The 17423-nt window shown below is 61.0% G+C and carries 18 protein-coding genes; 5 read left to right on the forward strand and 13 right to left on the reverse strand.

Going from position 1 to position 17423, the window contains the following annotated elements; translation table 11 throughout:
• Nucleotides 1–243 precede the first annotated feature (243 nt).
• Complete coding sequence (locus tag JNB71_RS02175) at nucleotides 244–612, forward strand: hypothetical protein (protein WP_220370198.1); 369 nt, start codon at nucleotides 244–246, stop codon at nucleotides 610–612.
• Between the two features lie 5 nt (nucleotides 613–617).
• Here JNB71_RS02175 and JNB71_RS02180 read toward each other — a convergent pair whose 3' ends face one another.
• The 5 genes from JNB71_RS02180 to JNB71_RS02200 form a co-directional block, all read right to left on the reverse strand.
• A complete protein-coding gene (locus JNB71_RS02180) occupies nucleotides 618–1508 on the reverse strand; it encodes a cytochrome c1 (protein WP_220370199.1) in 891 nt (296 codons plus the stop codon).
• Nucleotides 1509–1537: 29 nt separating this feature from the next.
• Complete coding sequence (locus tag JNB71_RS02185) at nucleotides 1538–2812, reverse strand: cytochrome b (RefSeq protein WP_220370200.1); 1275 nt, start codon at nucleotides 2810–2812, stop codon at nucleotides 1538–1540.
• Between the two features lie 14 nt (nucleotides 2813–2826).
• A complete protein-coding gene (gene petA, locus JNB71_RS02190; protein ID WP_112857598.1) occupies nucleotides 2827–3405 on the reverse strand; it encodes a ubiquinol-cytochrome c reductase iron-sulfur subunit in 579 nt (192 codons plus the stop codon).
• Between the two features lie 369 nt (nucleotides 3406–3774).
• The gene (locus JNB71_RS02195; protein ID WP_220370201.1) at nucleotides 3775–5640 is read right to left on the reverse strand and encodes an ABC transporter ATP-binding protein; all 1866 of its coding nucleotides are present in this window, start codon (nucleotides 5638–5640) and stop codon (nucleotides 3775–3777) included.
• A gap of 134 nt (nucleotides 5641–5774) precedes the next feature.
• Entirely contained in the window at nucleotides 5775–7628 is a 1854-nt protein-coding gene (locus JNB71_RS02200; RefSeq protein ID WP_220370202.1) for an ABC transporter ATP-binding protein, read from the reverse strand.
• 396 nt (nucleotides 7629–8024) lie between these two features.
• Here JNB71_RS02200 and JNB71_RS02205 point away from each other — a divergent pair, with 396 nt between their 5' ends.
• Nucleotides 8025–8489, forward strand: coding sequence for a tRNA (cytidine(34)-2'-O)-methyltransferase (locus tag JNB71_RS02205; protein ID WP_220370203.1), 465 nt, complete (start codon nucleotides 8025–8027; stop codon nucleotides 8487–8489).
• Nucleotides 8490–8505: 16 nt separating this feature from the next.
• Here JNB71_RS02205 and JNB71_RS02210 read toward each other — a convergent pair whose 3' ends face one another.
• A complete protein-coding gene (locus tag JNB71_RS02210) occupies nucleotides 8506–9075 on the reverse strand; it encodes an NADPH-dependent FMN reductase (RefSeq protein WP_220370204.1) in 570 nt (189 codons plus the stop codon).
• Nucleotides 9076–9152: 77 nt separating this feature from the next.
• Here JNB71_RS02210 and soxR point away from each other — a divergent pair, with 77 nt between their 5' ends.
• Nucleotides 9153–9620, forward strand: coding sequence for a redox-sensitive transcriptional activator SoxR (gene soxR, locus JNB71_RS02215; RefSeq protein ID WP_220370205.1), 468 nt, complete (start codon nucleotides 9153–9155; stop codon nucleotides 9618–9620).
• 3 nt (nucleotides 9621–9623) lie between these two features.
• On the opposite strand, the gene JNB71_RS02220 is transcribed toward soxR, so the two are convergent.
• Together JNB71_RS02220 and JNB71_RS02225 are read right to left on the reverse strand one after the other, a co-directional pair.
• Nucleotides 9624–10826, reverse strand: a complete 1203-nt coding sequence (locus JNB71_RS02220) for an MFS transporter (protein WP_220370206.1) — start codon at nucleotides 10824–10826, stop codon at nucleotides 9624–9626.
• 88 nt (nucleotides 10827–10914) lie between these two features.
• Nucleotides 10915–11175 (reverse strand): hypothetical protein, encoded by a 261-nt coding sequence (locus tag JNB71_RS02225; protein ID WP_018324658.1) that lies wholly within the window; start codon nucleotides 11173–11175, stop codon nucleotides 10915–10917.
• 212 nt (nucleotides 11176–11387) lie between these two features.
• Here JNB71_RS02225 and hemF point away from each other — a divergent pair, with 212 nt between their 5' ends.
• Nucleotides 11388–12299, forward strand: a complete 912-nt coding sequence (gene hemF / locus JNB71_RS02230; protein ID WP_220370207.1) for an oxygen-dependent coproporphyrinogen oxidase — start codon at nucleotides 11388–11390, stop codon at nucleotides 12297–12299.
• A gap of 72 nt (nucleotides 12300–12371) precedes the next feature.
• Here hemF and JNB71_RS02235 read toward each other — a convergent pair whose 3' ends face one another.
• Nucleotides 12372–12620 (reverse strand): hypothetical protein, encoded by a 249-nt coding sequence (locus JNB71_RS02235; protein ID WP_220370208.1) that lies wholly within the window; start codon nucleotides 12618–12620, stop codon nucleotides 12372–12374.
• A 155-nt stretch (nucleotides 12621–12775) separates the two neighbouring features.
• On the opposite strand from JNB71_RS02235, the gene JNB71_RS02240 reads away from it, so the two are divergent.
• A complete protein-coding gene (locus JNB71_RS02240) occupies nucleotides 12776–13039 on the forward strand; it encodes a BON domain-containing protein (RefSeq protein WP_220370209.1) in 264 nt (87 codons plus the stop codon).
• On the opposite strand, the gene JNB71_RS02245 is transcribed toward JNB71_RS02240, so the two are convergent.
• From JNB71_RS02245 to JNB71_RS02260, 4 genes are all read right to left on the reverse strand, one after another.
• The gene (locus JNB71_RS02245; RefSeq protein WP_220370210.1) at nucleotides 13040–13654 is read right to left on the reverse strand and encodes an ABC-type transport auxiliary lipoprotein family protein; all 615 of its coding nucleotides are present in this window, start codon (nucleotides 13652–13654) and stop codon (nucleotides 13040–13042) included. It lies immediately after the preceding gene.
• A 211-nt stretch (nucleotides 13655–13865) separates the two neighbouring features.
• The gene (locus JNB71_RS02250; RefSeq protein WP_220370211.1) at nucleotides 13866–15236 is read right to left on the reverse strand and encodes an MlaD family protein; all 1371 of its coding nucleotides are present in this window, start codon (nucleotides 15234–15236) and stop codon (nucleotides 13866–13868) included.
• A 68-nt stretch (nucleotides 15237–15304) separates the two neighbouring features.
• Nucleotides 15305–16156 carry an ABC transporter ATP-binding protein gene (locus JNB71_RS02255; RefSeq protein ID WP_223215724.1) on the reverse strand — a complete coding sequence of 284 codons (852 nt, stop codon included), beginning with the start codon at nucleotides 16154–16156 and terminating at the stop codon, nucleotides 15305–15307.
• Nucleotides 16156–17298: an MlaE family lipid ABC transporter permease subunit gene (locus JNB71_RS02260; RefSeq protein ID WP_220370212.1), complete on the reverse strand. Its 1143-nt coding sequence runs from the start codon at nucleotides 17296–17298 to the stop codon at nucleotides 16156–16158. The genes JNB71_RS02255 and JNB71_RS02260 overlap by 1 nt, the downstream gene beginning before the upstream one ends.
• Nucleotides 17299–17423 lie beyond the last annotated feature (125 nt).

Here is a 17423-nt window from a genome sequence, read left to right on the forward strand (position 1 = left end):
AAGCGGCCCCTGCCACGGGCACACAAATCCTTGGCCGCAAGGGCGAAGGACGCAGAAGAACCTAGAGGCGCGGCAAAAGACACCGAACGGGGCACGGCATCGTGTCAGTTCAATTCTCTTTGTCACGGCACATGCCGGGCCCCGGCCGATCTTGGTCATGGGACATAGAGACGGGAAGCAAAACACGGACGGAAAGCCGCCGCGTGAACGCCGTCGGTTGCCCGCCGAAAGGAGAAAAATCCAATGGACGAAATCAGGCCGGACAATACCGAACCCTTGACGCAAGTCGAATTCGAGCGGATCAGCCGAGTAACGGCGACTGACATGGACATCCACACCTTCTGCCGCATTCGAAAATGCCGCCGCGACGGTTGCTGCACCGGCCCGATGCGCAAGCGGATCGTTCCGGCAAGCATCGCCAGGGGACCGACCTTTGCGACCCTGCTACCGGCGTGCATGGCCGCCGCCGACAACGCTTGGCTCGTGGCCTTCGCCAAGCATCTGCGCGTGCTGCACGCATCGGCAATGTCCGGCAGGAGGCCGAACACCCCCCCGAATCAAAAAAACCTCCGGCGGAGCCGGAGGTCTGGATCGTGGGCAGAAAATCCGTGACCGGATCAGTGTTCCTTGTTGGCGTAAACCGACTTCTTCGTCAGGTAGATCAGGCCGGTGAAGATCAGCAGGAAAACCATGACCATGAAGCCGGTGCGCTTGCGGTCTTCAAGATGCGGTTCTGCGGCCCACATCAGGAAGGCGGCAACGTCGCGGGAATACTGCTCGACCGTTTGCGGCGCACCATCGTCATAGGTGACCTGGTCGTCGGAGAGCGGCTTTGCCATGGCGAGCGCCGCGGCGTTGGCGAAATACGGATTGTAGTGTGTGCCTTCAGCCACTTCGGTACCGGCCGGCGGTTCCTGATAGCCGTTCAGGAGCGCATGGATATAGTCCGGGCCGCCTTCCTGATACTGCGTGAACATGTCGAAGATGAAAGTCGGGAAGCCGCGCTCGACGCCGCGTGCCTTGGCGATCAGCGAGAAATCCGGCGGGGCAGCGCCGTTGTTAGCGGCAGCGGCTGCTTCGGTGTTCGGATAAGGCGACGGGAAATGGTCCGAAGGCACGGCCTTGCGGGTGAACATCTCGCCGTCGGCGTTCGGGCCGTCCTGGACTTCGTAGTTGGCTGCGAAGGTCTTCACCTGCGCTTCGGAGTAGCCAAGTCCTTCGAGCGTGCGGAAGGCGACAAGGTTCATCGAGTGGCAGGCGGAACAGACCTCGGTGTAGACCTTCAGGCCGCGCTGCAGCTGACCCTTGTCATAATGGCCGAACGGACCGGAAAAGGACCATTCTACCTGCTCCGGCTTATGGATCGGGAAATGCGGGGTGCCGCCAGCATGTTCCTCTGCCGCAGCGCCTTCGGCTTTGTGTTCGCCGGTTTCCTGGGCGAACACGATACCGGCACCAAGTCCGGCGACGACTGCGAGCGAAAAGATGCCTGTAACAAGCTTTTTCATTGTTGTGGGTTCCTTAAACTTCGCAGACATCACGCGGCAACGGGCTTCTTCTTCGCAGCCTGCTTTTCCAGCACCGCTTCGGTGATGGAATTCGGGATGCGCTTCGGCGTTTCGATCAGGCCAAGGACCGGCATGATGACGAGGAAGAAGCCGAAGTAGTAGAGGGTACCGAGCTGCGACATCACCACGTAGAGGCCTTCCGCCGGACGCGAGCCCAGCCAGCCGAGGATGATGGCGTTGATCACGAAGAGCCAGAAGAACAGCTTGTACCACGGCCGGTAGACGGCCGAGCGCACCTTGGAGGTATCGAGCCAGGGCAGGAAGAACAGGACGATGATCGCACCGAACATCACCAGAACGCCGCCGAGCTTGGAGTCGATCGGGCCGATGTTGAAGGTGATGGCGCGCAGCATCGCGTAGAACGGCAGGTAATACCATTCCGGAACGATGTGGGCGGGCGTCTTCAGGGCATTGGCCGGGATGTAGTTGTCCGGATGGCCGAGGAAGTTCGGCATGTAGAAGACGAACCAGGCGTAAACCAACAGGAACACCGATACACCAAGCGCATCCTTGAGGGTCGCGTAAGGCGTGAAGGCAACCGTGTCCGTCTTGGTCTTGACTTCGACGCCGGTCGGGTTGGTCTGGCCGACGACATGCAGGGCCCAGATGTGCAGGACGACGACGCCGGCGATCATGAAGGGCAAGAGATAGTGCAGCGAGAAGAAGCGATTGAGCGTCGGCTGATCGACGGCAAAACCACCGAGCAGGAACTGCTGGATCCACTCTCCGACCAATGGGAAGGCAGAGAAGAAGCCGGTGATAACCGTGGCTCCCCAGAAGGACATCTGCCCCCAGGGCAGGACATAGCCCATGAAGCCGGTTGCCATCATCAGCAGGTAGATGACGACGCCGAGAATCCAGAGGATTTCACGCGGCGCCTTGTAGGAACCGTAGTAGAGACCGCGGCCGATATGGAGATAGACGGCGATGAAGAAGAACGACGCGCCGTTGGCATGCATGTAGCGCAACAGCCAGCCGTGGTTGACGTCGCGCATGATCTTTTCGACGGAATTGAAGGCAACCGTCGTCTCAGCCGCGTAGTGCATGGCCAGAACGACGCCTGTCAGGATCTGCACGATCAGCATGACCGACAGCATGGCGCCGAATGTGTAAGCGTAGTTCAGGTTGCGCGGAACCGGATAGGAAATGAAGCTGTCGTGCACCAGCCGCGGCAGCGGCAGGCGCGAATCGACCCACTTCTCGATCCCGGTCGTCGGCATATAGGTTGAATGATCACCACTCATAATCAGTATTCCCCTCAACCGATCTTGATGACTGTGTCGGAAGTGAAAGCAAACGTCGGTACGGCGAGGTTTTCCGGCGCCGGGCCCTTACGGATACGGCCGGCCGTATCGTAGTGCGAGCCATGGCAGGGACAGAACCAGCCGCCGAAATCGCCAGCCTGGCCGAGCGGCACGCAACCGAGATGCGTGCACGAGCCGATCATGACGATCCAGTTTTCCTTGTCCTTGCCGGCGGAGCGATCGAGATCGGTCGCCGCGGCATCGGCCGGAAGATTGGCATTGCGCGCGACCGGGTCTTTCAGGTCGGCGAGAGCGACGGCTTTCGCCTCTTCGACTTCCTTGTCGGTGCGGTTGCGGATGAACACCGGCTTGCCGCGCCATTTCGCCGTCAGCGACATGCCTGGCTGCAGGCTGGAGACATCGACCTCGATCGAAGCGAGCGCCAGTGTCGAAGCGTCGGGCCGCATCTGATCGATGAACGGCCATGCGACCGCACCCGCGCCAACGACGCCCGCCATGCCGGTCGCCAGATATAGGAAGTCGCGGCGAGTGGGCTCGCCCAGGGTTTCGCTTGATGTCTCGTGTTCGCTCACGGCTAAACCATCCTCTCACGCAATGTTTGCGGAAACCGCACTGTCCCCGGCGTCGACCCGCTCTTGTGCTGCCACTTGAGCGAAAGAACAGCGCCAAATCAATAAGCCGATGCACGATTTGAAGAAAACTTTCGCCCCTCCACCTCATGCATCAAAACCGGGCGAATCCCACGCGTTGAAGAAACGGCAGATTCCCCGGCAATCCGGCGCGTTCTATGCTTGATCGCAAGGGATGTCTAGCCTTCAGGGCGGCAGGTGGGCCACAATGTCGCGGGAAAACCGAAGCCAATGTTCGCAAACCGCTTTTCACGCTCTGACCCCGTCGAGACACGGCGTTCTTGCGCTTGCATACGACCGGTTTCGAAGCGCTTATTCGGCAGCCGCGTCGCGGGCAAGGAAGCCGCCGGACTGGCGCAGCCAGAGATCCGCGTAAAGACCGCCGATGCCAATCAGCTGTTCATGCGTCCCGTCCTCTACGATCCTGCCCTCGTCCATGACGATCAGGCGGTCGAGTGCAGCGATGGTGGAAAGCCGGTGCGCGATCGCAAGCACGGTCTTACCATGCATCAACCGGTCGAGATTGGACTGGATCGCCGCTTCCACTTCCGAATCGAGCGCGGACGTTGCCTCGTCCAGAACCAGAATCGGCGCGTCCTTCAGCATCACGCGGGCGATCGCCACCCGCTGGCGTTGGCCGCCCGACAGCTTGACGCCGCGTTCGCCGACATGGGCATCGAAGCCGCGGCGGTCGCGCTGGTCCTGCAGTTTTTCGATGAACTCCAGCGCCTCGGCCCTTCTTGCCGCATCGCGCAGGCGGCTCTCCGTCGCGTCCGGTCGTCCGAAGAGGATGTTGTCGCGGATGGAGCGGTGCAGAAGCGACGTATCCTGGCTGACGACACCGATCTGGTTGCGCAGGGACTCCTGCCGGACCGCGGCGATGTCCTGTCCATCGATCAGAATGCGGCCTCCTTCCAGATCGTAGAATCGCAAGAGCAGATTGACGAGCGTCGTCTTGCCCGCCCCGGATCGGCCGACGATGCCGACCTTCTCGCCGGGTCGGATGACGAGCGACAGATCCTCGATGACGCCGTTGCCCCTGCCGTAGTGGAAACGGATATTCTCAAAACGGATGGAGGGGCTGGTGATGACGAGATTTGCGGCGCCCGGCCGATCGACCAGCTGGATCGATTGCGAGATCATGTCGGCGGCATTCTGGATCGTGCCGATATGACGCATGATGCCGTTGAACTGAACCATCATGCGGCTCAGGAGAAAATTCAGCCGCAGGATGAGCGCCATGGTGAAGGCGACGGCACCGGAGCTTATCAGCCCGGCAAGCCACAGGTGCAAGCTCAGCCCCGCCATCGTCACGATCATGATCCCCGACAAAAGCGCCATCGAGGCGCGCACACCTGTGATGAACCGGGTGAAGCGGATGATCGTATCCTGATAGATGTCGAAGCCCTGCCGCATGTAGCGGTCATTTTCTTCATCGCGGGCAAAGAGCTTCAGCGTCTGGATGTTGCTGTAGGCGTCGACCATGCGGCCGTTCAGCATGGAGGCGGTTTCCGCGGTCTCGCGCGAATGCTCGCGGATACGCGGCACGAAATAGCGCGCGAGGAACGCAAAGCCGATCAGCCAGAGCAGCACGACGACGGCAAGCGACGTATCGAGCTGCCCGACAAGCACCAGCGTCGAAACGGAATAGATGCCGACGAACCAGACGCTTTCCATCAAGGATGTGACGACGTCGCCGACCGCCTGCCCGCCCGACCAGACCTTTGTGACGATGCGGCCGGAGAAATCGTTCTGGAAGAAGGACAGCGACTGCCGCGCCACATGCAGATAGGACTGCCAGCGCACCAGATTGTAGAAACCGGGCGTAATGATCTGCTGGTCGACCAGCGCCATCAACAGCGAAACCAGGAAACGCACGATGCCGATCAGGACCAGCATGCCGAACAACTCGGCTCCATGGGCCGCGAGCAGGCCGCTCCAGCCCTCGCCCGGTTTGACCGTCGCAAGGATATCGACCAGACGGCCGACGAACCAGAACAGCGTTGCCTCGATCGCCGCCGTCATGCCGCCGAGGACAAGCATGGCGACAAACGGCGCTTTCGCCTGCCGGATATAGAACCAGACGTAAGGGATAAGCCGGGCCGGCGGCTGCAGTCCTTCGCGCGCCGCGAAAGGCTGTATCCAGTTCTCGAAAAAGGCAAACAGGGCGCGCAGCATGTGTCCGATATAGCCCTTCTGAAAAATGCGGCAATGCGGAATGCGAGCCGGCCGGATTACAATTGCGTAATGCGACCGGCCGGCCATTTCGAACCATCGTCCCTCCCCGCGATGACGGAGAGGGACGAGCCGCGCTATTCCGCGGCCTCTTCCTTTTCCGGCTCGTCGGCGATGAAGCCGCCGGACTGCCGGGACCAGAGATCGGCATAGAGCCCCTGCTTGGCGACCAGTTCGGCGTGGCTGCCGGTCTCGACGATCCTGCCGGCTTCGAGAATGATGAGCCGGTCCATCTCGGTCAGTGTCGACAGGCGGTGGGCGATCGCGATCACCGTCTTGCCCGTCATCAGGGCGAAGAGGTTCTCCTGGATTGCGGCTTCCACCTCCGAATCGAGCGCCGAGGTCGCCTCGTCGAGGATGAGGATCGGCGCGTCCTTCAGAAAGACGCGCGCGATCGCGATCCGCTGGCGCTGGCCGCCGGAGAGCTTGACGCCCCGTTCGCCGACCTGCGCGTCCAATCCCTTGCGACCCTGGTTGTCCTCGAGCAGCTCGATGAAGTCCCAGGCATTGGCCCGCTTGGCGGCAGCGATGATGTCGGCGTCGGTGGCTTCCGGATGGCCATAGGCGATGTTGTCGCGGATCGAGCGGTGCAGCAGCGAAGTATCCTGGGTGACGACGCCGATCTTGGCGCGCAGGCTATCCTGGGCCACTGCAGAAATATCCTGCCCGTCGATACGGATCGTGCCCGCTTCGAGATCATAGAACCGCAGCAGCACGTTCATCAGCGTGGTCTTGCCGGCGCCGGAGCGGCCGACAAGACCGATCTTCTCGCCCGGCTTGATGACCAGCGAGAGATTGTCGATGACACCCTTGTTCTTGCCGTAGTGGAAGCGGATGTTCTCGAACGTAATCGCCCCTTGCGGCGCCGTGAGTGCCGGCGCATCCGGCCTGTCGACGATGTCGTGCGCCTTGGTCATCATGCCCATGCCGTCATAGACTGTGCCGATGTTTTCAAACAGCGCCGAGACTTCCCACATCACCCATTGCGACATGCCGTTGATGCGCATGGCAAGCGCCACGGCAATCGCAATCGAGCCGACCGACATGCCGCTGCTCATCCAGAAATAGATGCCAAGTGCCGAGACCGAAAACAGCGCAATGCAGTTGTTCGCGTAGACGAGCACATGGAACAGCGTCACCTTGCGCATCTGCCGGTGCACGGTTTGCAGGAACACGTCCATGCTTTCCCGGGCATAGACCTCCTCGCGGCCGGCATGCGAAAATAGCTTCACGGTGGCGATGTTCGTGTAGCTGTCGACGACACGGCCCGTCATCATCGAGCGGGCATCGGCCTGATCCTTGGAGATCTTGCGCAGGCGCGGCACGAAGTAGCTGACGATCGAGACGTAGATGGCGATCCAGATCACCAGCGGCGCGACGAGCCGCCAGTCGGCCGCGGCAACGACCACCAGCATCGAGGCGAAATAGCTGACGACATAGACGAAGACGTCGAGGATCTTCATCACCGTTTCGCGCACGGCAAGCGAGGTCTGCATCACCTTGGTGGCGACACGGCCGGCAAACTCGTTGGCAAAGAACGTCATGCTCTGGCGCAGCAGGTAACGGTGCATCTGCCAGCGCGCGATCATCGGATAGTTGCCGAGCAGGATCTGATGCATGATCAGCGAATCCAAGGCGACAATCGACGGCAAGCCGATCAGGATGAGCGCGCCCATCCAGAACAGCTTCGCACCCTCGGTCTCCAGAAACGTGTCCGTTCTGGCCGAAGACAGCCAATCGACGACATTGCCGAGGAACTGGAACAGCGCCACTTCGCCGATGGCGATCAGCATGGTGCAGACCGCCATGGTCAGCAGCCAGGGCGCCGCAGGCCTCGTATAGTGCCAGCAGAAGGCAAACAGTCCCTGCGGCGGAACCCTGGGCTCCTCGACGGGATAGGGATTGAGGCGGGATTCAAACCAGCCGAACATTATCAAGCTCCTTCAGGAATCCAGTGAAGGAAGGCGGGAAAAACCCGCATTCATCGATTCGAAATTCTAAGACCGGAGGGACAGCGCAATGATGCACGCGAGACGTGTTCGTCCGGAAAGCGGGCGGTCGTGCGCAATCATGCCAGGAAGGAAAAGCGCGAAACCGGTCAGTCCATCAGGACTGGAGACACAGCCTGGAGGCTGGCGATCATTCGGTAATCCATGCATGCCTCCGTCGGTTCGCGTTGAAGATGCAAAAGACTTAGAATGTTTTGCGCCGATATGCCAGATTGTCGCAGGCACTTTTTTCATCATTTTCCCGCTCGCGCCGGTTTCTGTTGCCATTACGGCACAGATTGATTACGGCCGGTGATGAACGCCATAAGCCGTGTTGATATGTCCGCACACCCACTCCGCATCGCACTCTACCAGCCGGACATTCCCGGCAATACCGGCACGATCCTGCGACTTGCCGCCTGTCTCGGCCTGGGCGTCGATATCATCGAGCCCGCCGGTTTCGACCTGTCGGACAAGAACCTGAAACGCGCCGGCATGGATTACATCGCCTCCGTTACCTTGACGCGACACGTCAGCTGGGACCGCTTCGAGGAAGCGCGGCTGGCGCAGGGCCGGCGGCTGGTGCTTGCCTCCACCAAGGCCGCCGAACCCTATACGCGCTTCCGCTTCCTGCCCGGCGACACCCTGCTGTTCGGCCGCGAAAGCGCCGGCGTTCCCGACTGCGTCCATGACAAGGCCGACGGCCGGATCATAATTCCGATGATCCAGGGCCAGCGGTCGCTCAACGTCGCCATGTCGGTGGCGATGATTGCGGGCGAAGCCATCCGGCAGATGTCGATCTGACGCCCGCCGGCGCCCCTCATGCGGCCACACCGCCATAGGCGTTTTCAGCCCGGGCCGCCTTCAGAGCGCCTGCCCACCACTTGAGCCGCCGCAACATGACGAGCAGGCCGGCCTTGGCTTCTGCCGCCTTGAACGGATTGCCGGCGGCATCGAACTGCGACCAGACATTGGAGAAGCTCACTGTATCGCGGATGGTCACGGTGTGCAGTTCGGCAAAGACCTGGCGCAGCTGCTCGACGGCTCGCAACCCGCCCGACACGCCGCCGTAGGAGATGAACGCCACAGGCTTGGCGTGCCACGGTTCGTAGCACGAATCGATCAGCTCCTTCAGCGCCGCCGGATAGCCGTGATTGTATTCGGGTGTGACGACGAGGAAGGCGTCCGCCTCGGCGATCTTCTCCTCCAGCGCGGCGACATTGACGGCCGCCTCTTCTGCCGGCCCCTTGAGCTGCCGGGGATCGACCAGCGTCACCGTTATGCCGCCTTCGCCCCAGAGCTCGTTCAGGACCCAGTTGACGACCGTGTCACAAAAGCGGCCCTGCCGCGCGCTGCCATAGACGACGGCGATGGTCATTTTCTCGTTCATACTTGGGGTTGCTCCGTTGTTGATCGGTTGGAGCAACTGGTATAAAACCTCAACTAAACTTGAGGTCAATACGCCCCATGGAAAAAAGCAAAGCCGATTTGCCGCCCCGCGAACTCAGTGTCGGAGAGGTCGCGGCCCGCAGCGGCGTCGCGGTTTCGACGCTGCATTTTTACGAGACCAAGGGCCTGATCAAGAGCATGCGCAGCCGCGGCAACCAGCGCCGGTATCCCCGCAGCGTGCTGCGCCGCATCGCCGTCATCAAGATCGCCCAGCGCACAGGCATCCCGCTCGCCGATATCCAGAAGGCGCTCTACGCGCTGCCGGATGACCGCCAGCTCCTGGCCAGCGATTGGGAACGCTTGTCGGAAAATTGGAAGGCGGATCTCAACGAGCGCATTGCCAAGCTTACCGCTTTGCGCGACCAGCTCACCTCCTGCATCGGCTGCGGCTGCCTTTCCATGCGCGATTGTCCGCTGCGCAATCCACACGACACGCTGTCGGAAAAAGGCACCGGCGCCTATCTGATCGAACACGCCGGCGAATGATGGTCAGGCCGACGCGCCGGCAGTTTTTTGAACGAGGCGCTGCAGTGCCAGCATGCTGAAAAGCGTGCCGAGCGAACCGACGAAGGCGATGGCGAGCGCCGCGCCGTTGCCATGGGTGCTCAGCACATAGGTGAAGAACGGCGGCGCCGCAGCGAAAGCGAGATTGAGCGGCAGACCCAGACGCGCGGCGACGCTGGCATATTCGGCAGGCGTGAAGAATACCAGCGGCAGCGTTGCCCGGCTGACGGACATCGCACCGCTCGAAAGCCCGTAGAGCAGCAGGAAAACCAGGATCGACCATGCCGTCCCGCCGCCCACCGAAAGGACGGTGAGACAGACCGGCATGATCAGGGCAGCAACCAGTCCGGTCGTCAGCCCGTTCCACCGGTTGGCGCCCAGGAAATCGAACAGCCGCGCCGACATCTGTACGACGCCGATCGCCGATCCGAAGCCGACGGCCAGATAGTCGGCAACATCGAAACTCCGGAACAGATCGACGACGACGAGCTGAAAACCCCAGGTGATGAAGCCGTTGAGTGCGATCGCGGCCGTGATCAGCGCGATGATGCGGCGATGCCCTCTGCCTGGCCTTGGGCTGACGGTTCCTCTGCTTTCACGAGAGGGTGCAGCAACTGGCATCTTCGGCAATGCAAAGAGATGGAGCGGCACGCAGACGAGCAGCATCAGGCCGCCGTAGACGACCGACACGCCGCGCCAACCGATCTGGGCCTCCAGCAAACCGGTCGCCGGCCAGGACAGGCTGGGCGCCAGCGCCATGAACAGCATCTGGGCGCTGATCGCCCGCCTGGCACCCTCGCCCGCGAGTTCTGCCAGAAAGACATGCGCCGATGTCGTCAGGCAGGCGGCGCCGGCAATCCCGAAGATGGCCCAGGCGATGAAATAGCCGACGGGTCCGCCGGCGACCGAGAGCATCAAGAGCCCCGGAACGGCAAGAAGCGAGCCTGCGGCCAGCACCAGCCGGGCGCCATACCGCCGATAGAGCCCCGCGACCGGCGGCGAGCAGACCGCCATCGTCACCAGCATCAGCGTCGGCCCGAGAAAGACCGTTGCACGGCTGAGGCCAAGGTCCGCGGCGACCGCCTCGCCGGTCACCGAGATCGCCATGAACAGCGCGCCCCAGCCGATGATCTGGGTTATCGAAAGGATGACAACGGAGCGCGTAATCGGCGAGCACGGAAAAGCCACAGCGAAATCTTTGGAAACGGCCCGAATCGGGCGGGAAGGATCGATTCGATTATGCGCTCAGGCGGTAGAAAAGCCAGCAGCCCTGCAATCAATCCGCGCTTGGCAGGCGCCGCATGGTGAACTCGATTTCATCGCCCTCGAGTTGGCGCCAGCTTTCGACCTCCGTCCAGTATGCGGCCTTGGGCCATCTATCGAACCATTCCTGCGCCTTTTGCCGCGCGTGGGCGCGATCGAGGCGGAATGTCTCGCGCACGAACAGGCCGTCTTTTCTTTGCGTGCCGCCGCTGCGATGCCGGGCAATCTGGCGTCGCAAGCCTTCGAGTGGCGGCCCCGCTGGAATTTTTGCCATCAAGCCCTCCTTTCGCCAGTCGAGCCTTCAGGAACAAAGATAGGGAAATGGTCCTGTTTTTGCGAGTCTGAATTTCAGCCGCATGCGCTGTGGCAGACTGACCCTAAACCGCCTGGTGCCGTTGCCAAGCATGGCACAAATATGATCTTTCCCAGAATCGCGACATATCGGCGGGGCTTAACCCCCGATCCCCGCCAAACAGGATGATTTCGATGGAACGACCGGACCTGCCGCAGGGACTGCCCGCGGATATCGAGGACAAGAAAGCAAAGGCGAAAGCCTGGTTCGAAAGCCTGCGCGACACGATTTGCGCCGCATTTGAAACCGTCGAGGACGACCTCACGGGTCCCTTGTCCGACCGCGAACCCGGCCGCTTCGTCGGGAAGGACTGGCTGCGTGACGGAGGGTCAGGCGGGGGCGGCCGCATGTCGATGATGGAAGGCCGCGTTTTCGAAAAGGTCGGCGTTCACACCTCGACCGTCCATGGCGAATTCTCGCCGGAATTCCGCAGCCAGATTCCGGGCGCGAACGAGGATCCGCGGTTCTGGGCGTCGGGCATTTCGCTGATTGCCCATCCGGTCAATCCGAACGTGCCGGCCGTCCATATGAATACCCGCATGGTCGTCACCACCAGCCACTGGTTCGGCGGCGGCGCCGACCTGACGCCGGTGCTGGATCGCCGCCGAACACAGACCGATCCGGACACGATGCTGTTTCACAAGGGCATGGAAATCGCCTGCAAACGCCACCCGGTTGCCGACTATCCGCGTTTCAAGCAATGGTGCGACGAGTATTTCTTCCTGAAACACCGCAACGAACCGCGCGGGATCGGCGGCATCTTCTACGACTGGCTGCACTCGGAGGAAGAGAAAGGCGGCTGGGATGCCGATTTCGCCTTCACCCAGGACGTCGGCAAGGCCTTCAGCCTGATCTACCCGAAGATCGTGCGGACGAACTTCAACAAGCCATGGACGGAGGAGGACCGCGACGAGCAACTCGTGCGCCGCGGCCGGTACGTCGAATTCAACCTGCTCTACGACCGGGGAACGATCTTCGGCCTGAAGACCGGAGGCAATGTCGAGTCGATCCTGTCGTCGCTGCCGCCGGTGGTGCGCTGGCCCTGATATACGTCCGGTTCTGCGAACGAAAAACCCGGCCGCGCAGACGGCCGGGTTTTTCGTTGATGGGAAGCGTATTTAGTCGCAGATTCTGATCCTCTTGATGCGCAGGTTGCCCCAGCGGTCCCAGCGCTTCACTTTCTTGATGTAGCAGGACGGCTCGTAGTAACCACCGTAGTAGCCGCCGTCATAGAAGCCGATCGAGAAGCCGCCATGGTAGTGCCCGTGGTGATGACGATGGTGTCCATAGTGGCCGGCGTAGGACGGCGCGGCGAACGAGATGGCGGCGATTGCAGCGACGGTGGCGGAAATGACGAACTTGCGCATGATGTTCTCCTCTGTTGGTTGCTGATGAGTGTGTCTCATCCAGTGACCCAACATTCTCATGCGGCACGCATTTGCGCTGTTTCGAACGGAACAGGGCCGAACAAAAGCCCCGCTGGCGCGTTGTTTTGCTAGCCCTGTTTCGGAGGATTGGCGTAATGGTGTTCAAGGAGCGGACGTTTTACGGCGAAACGCCGGAAGAGTTTTTTCCGCAGGACCAGGCGGACCTGGAGACGCGCGTCGCCAATTGCCTGGCAACGGTTGATGGGCTCGACGCCTCGGATGTCTCAGTGATCGCCAAGGGAAACACGATCCTTCTGACCGGTAGTGTTTCGACCATCGAAGAGGTGGAAAGAGCTGAAGAAGCCGCGCGCACCGTCGAGGGCGTCGACGAAATCGTCAACAGCATCTCGGTCGCCTGATCAGATCGCCGTCAGCGTCCAGGCAACAATATCGGCGGCGACCTGCGCAAAAGCGCCGTCCAGCGCAGCGACGAAAGCGAGCTGCCCGCTGCCACGCACGGGAACCGTCGCGGCAAAGGCCTTTTGCTTTGTCACCGTACCGTTGCGGTCGTTAAGGAGCTTGGCGAAGATCTCGACGACGGCCGTATCGGCGCCATCCGTCGATATTTCGAACGACCGGATATCCGTGATCACCTGGTAATCGATGGCAAGCCCCTGGCCCGGCTTGCCGACGCCGGCGACCTTGCCGGTATTTTCGAAGGTCTGGACCAGCTTCGCCTGAACCATTTTTGGCAGCCTGTCGCTCCATTGGGATTTGGCCAGATACTGGATTTCGGAGCCGGACAGCCGGATAACGATCTGATCGCCGTCGAGCGCCTTCAGTGCGGACGGCTCGGGAACGAGGATCTGCTTGCCGGTAGACGCCGGCCCCTCGATGACCGGCGCGGAAGAAAGGCTAAAGGTGTCGTTGCTGGGTTTTCCGGCGCAGGCTGAGATCATGGCGGCCAGGAAAAAAACGGTGCAGGCCCGGATCAATCCTGCCTTTCGACCAAACAGCGCGTCCGGAAAATTCATTTTCAAACATTATCCTTCGCCAATCAGCAGCAACGTAAAGGCTCATCTGGTCAAAACAAGCCAAATTGCTGCCAAGCCTCCGCAGGTACGGCAGAATTCCGGCAAGGCTTGCAGCCTTGCCACGCACAATCGACGTGTAGAAAGCCATACGCGATTCGCGAGCTAAGTCAGCGGGAAATATCGAAGCAAAAACAGAAACGACATGCAGAGATTAACGGCGAGTGCGGCCGTCATATTGTTTGACGGTCTCGCCTCCGAACAACAGCCGCTGCGGATCCCTGTCGAACGTCGAGATCGTGGCATCGAGGTTCTGGACCGTCCGGCGCGTCTCGGTGACCAGCGCCTCGACATCCCGCAACCCGGAGCCGGAGAACCGTTTCAGATTGTCGGCGATCGGACCGATCTGCGCGGTCAGATTGTCCGCCATCTTGCGGAAGGAGGCGAGCGTTGCACGGGCATCGGCCGACAGGGACGGCGCGTCGGCATCGCCGAGGAAACCGTCCAGCTTGACCAGAATGCCATCGACACGGCTCGATGCGGCATTCAGCTTGTTGGCCATCTGGGTCACGTCGGTGATCGTCTGGTCGATGTCGTTCTGGCGGCCCTTGATCCGTTCGGCGAAGTCGCTGATGGAGGCGGCCGTCTTGCGGACATCGGCGCTTGCGGCCGACACGTCGTTGACGACGCCATTCACCTTCTGACTGTCTACCGCCGCAAGCAGCGTATCGACGCGGCTCAGCGTCGCGGTGGCATTCTGGCCAAGGCGCTCATAGGTCTCTGCGGTCTTGCGGAAGCTGGCGATCGTATCGGCCACGCCGCCGGAGGCCGCGCGCAGGTCCTCGCTCATCTTCTCGACATTGCTGACGATATGATCGATTTTTCTCGTATCGACGGCTTTCACCAGAGCATCGGCTGACGTCAGCGTCGAATCGAGCTTGCCGGCCGCCGCCGTGATCGATGTCGACAACGCGCTGACGCTCTCCAGGAACGCATCGATGCCATCGGAGTTGTCTGCCAGGGCTCTGGAAAAGCGGTCGGCATTGGAGATCGTGCTGGTCAGCGGCCCACGCACATCCCTGACGAATCCCTGGATATCGCCGATCGCAGCATTCGCCCGGTCCATGATCTTGTCGGCTGTCGCCAGGAGGCTCGTGACGCTGGACTGGTCGGCGGTCATCTGCGCCGACCTGCCCTCTTCCAGCGCCTTGCGCAGGATGTTTTCCTCGCCCTTGTTGCCACCGCTGAGCTCGATATAGGCCGCACCGGTCAGGCCCTGGATTTCAAGGGTCGCAGTCGTTGATTTGAGAACAGGTGCGTCCGCAGAGACTTCGGTCACGGCAACGGAATAGCGGGGATCGTTGGAATTGATTGCCAGGCTGCGTACGGAACCGACGGGAATACCGTTGAACCGCACCGGAGAACCGACGCTCAATCCATTGGCCGAACCGGGAATGCTGATCACCAGTTCCACCATCTCGCCGCTGCGCCCGTATTGCGACATCCAGTATACGAAGCCGAAGGCCGCGAAGATGACCATGACGGTGAAAAAACCGACGATCGCGTAGTTGGCTTTTGTTTCCATTGCTACCGGTATCCTTCGAGGAGGCCGCAAGCGCGGTTCCTTGCTTCAATCAAAATCATGAGCGGCACTCAGGAGGCCTTCCTGTCGCCGCCACGGACAATCGAGCGCGCACGCTTGCCGCGGAAATAGGACTTCACCCAATCGTCGTCACAGGTCAGCATATCCTCAATCGTGCCTTCGACGAGAACCCGCTTTTTCCCGAGCACTGCGATCCGGTCGCAGACAGAGAACAGGCTGTCGAGATCGTGAGTCACCATATACACCGTCAATCCCAGGGTGTCGCGCAGTTTGGCGATGAGGTTGTCGAACTCGGCGGCGCCGATGGGATCGAGGCCGGAGGTCGGCTCATCGAGGAAAACCAGGTCCGGATCGAGCGCCAGAGCCCGCGCCAGCGCTGCACGCTTGATCATGCCGCCGGAGAGCTCCGAAGGAAACTTGTCCGCAGCCTCCGGCGCCAGACCCACCATGTCGATCTTCAGCCGCGCCAATTCGTCCATCAGGTCCTGCGGCAGGTTCAGATATTCCCGCATCGGCACCTGAATGTTTTCCATGACCGTCAGCGAGGAAAACAGCGCGCCGTGCTGAAAGAGCACGCCGAGGCGCATATCGAGTTCCATGCGCTCCTCTTCACTGACCTCGTCATATTCGACACCGAGGATCTTGATCGAGCCGGATCGGCGCGGCAGCAGGCGCAGCACCGTGCGCATCAGCACCGATTTGCCGGTACCCGAGGCACCGACGAAGCCGAGGATTTCGCCGCGATAGATATCGAGATTGAGCTTGTCGAGCACGATATTGGAACCGAACCCGACCGTCAGGTCTTTCACGGACAGAATTATTTCCGCGCCATCTCCGCCGCGCGCCTCTTTCTCGTTTATCGTTGCGTCGTCTCTCGGCTCCACCGGCCAAACCTCTTCCATCAGAAATCGATCGATGCGTAGAACATCGCAAACAGGCCGTCGACCAGGATGACCACGAAGATCGACTTCACCACCGATTGCGTCACGTGCCTGCCGAGCGATTCCGCACTGCCGCCGACTTTCAAGCCTTCCACCGCAGCGACGACGCCGATGATCAACGCCATGAACGGCGCCTTGATCATGCCAGCCAGCACGGAGGAGAAATCGACCGCCTCCTGCAACCGCGCCAGGAAGGTAGCGAAGGTAATGTCGGAGTAACCCCAGGCGACGATGGCAGCCCCCGTCAACGCAGAGAAATTGGCGACGATGGTCAACAGCGGCAATGCCACCGTCAGCGCCACCAGTCGCGGGAATACGAGTACCCCGATAGGGCTCAGCCCCATCACCTTCAGCGCATCGATCTCCTCGCGCATCTTCATCGAGCCGATTTCGGCCGTGATGGCGCTGCCGGAGCGTCCGGCGATCATGATAGCCGTCAACAGAACGCCAATTTCGCGAAGCTGCAAGATGCCAACCAGATCGACGACGAACAGTTCGGCGCCGAAATAGCGAAGCTGGAATGCGCCCTGCTGGGCGATGATCGCGCCGATCAGAAATGACATGAGCGTGATGATCGGAACGGCCTGCACACCCATCCGGTCGATCTGGTTGACGATCGAAGCCGGAGACAGGCCGCTGTGACGTCCCAACTTCAGTTGCGCGCCGCGAACGGCGGAGCCGAGAATGAACATCGCCGCCACGGTATCTTCCCAGGCAGACAAGACAGCCTCGCCAATAGGGGCAAAGAAGCGCGCGAAACGGGAGGTGAATTGCTTCGGCTCGGCGCCCGGCTCCGGCAATTCGTCAGGCAAGGCACCCAGAAGCTCCAGATAACGCGGATTGTTGCTGGTCAGCTTGACGTCGCCTATCCTGGACATAAGGCGGCTGATGATCCATGCGCCGGCCGTATCCATCGCCGTGATGTCACTCAGATCGAATTCGGCCGCTTTGCCGTCTTTGGTAGCAAGCTCGCTCAACCGCGACATGATCGTATGCACGGATGCGCTGCGCCAATCGCCGCTGAACCGGTAGATCCGGGTTCCGCTCTTGCCCGCCTCGTCCAGTTGCACGTCGGTGCCGGTTTTCATTTGCGAACGCGTCACGTCTGTTGGCTCTTTCGGAGATGGCTGCATTTGATAAAACGTCAGCGACTCATAGCCGTTCGGGCCCCATCTGTCACCGATTGAAACGTTTCTGAAACAAACGGTTGGTCGCTGCGCTATGGATA

The organism is Rhizobium herbae, assembly GCF_019511375.1.
Taxonomy (GTDB): Bacteria; Pseudomonadota; Alphaproteobacteria; order Rhizobiales; family Rhizobiaceae; genus Pararhizobium; species Pararhizobium herbae_A.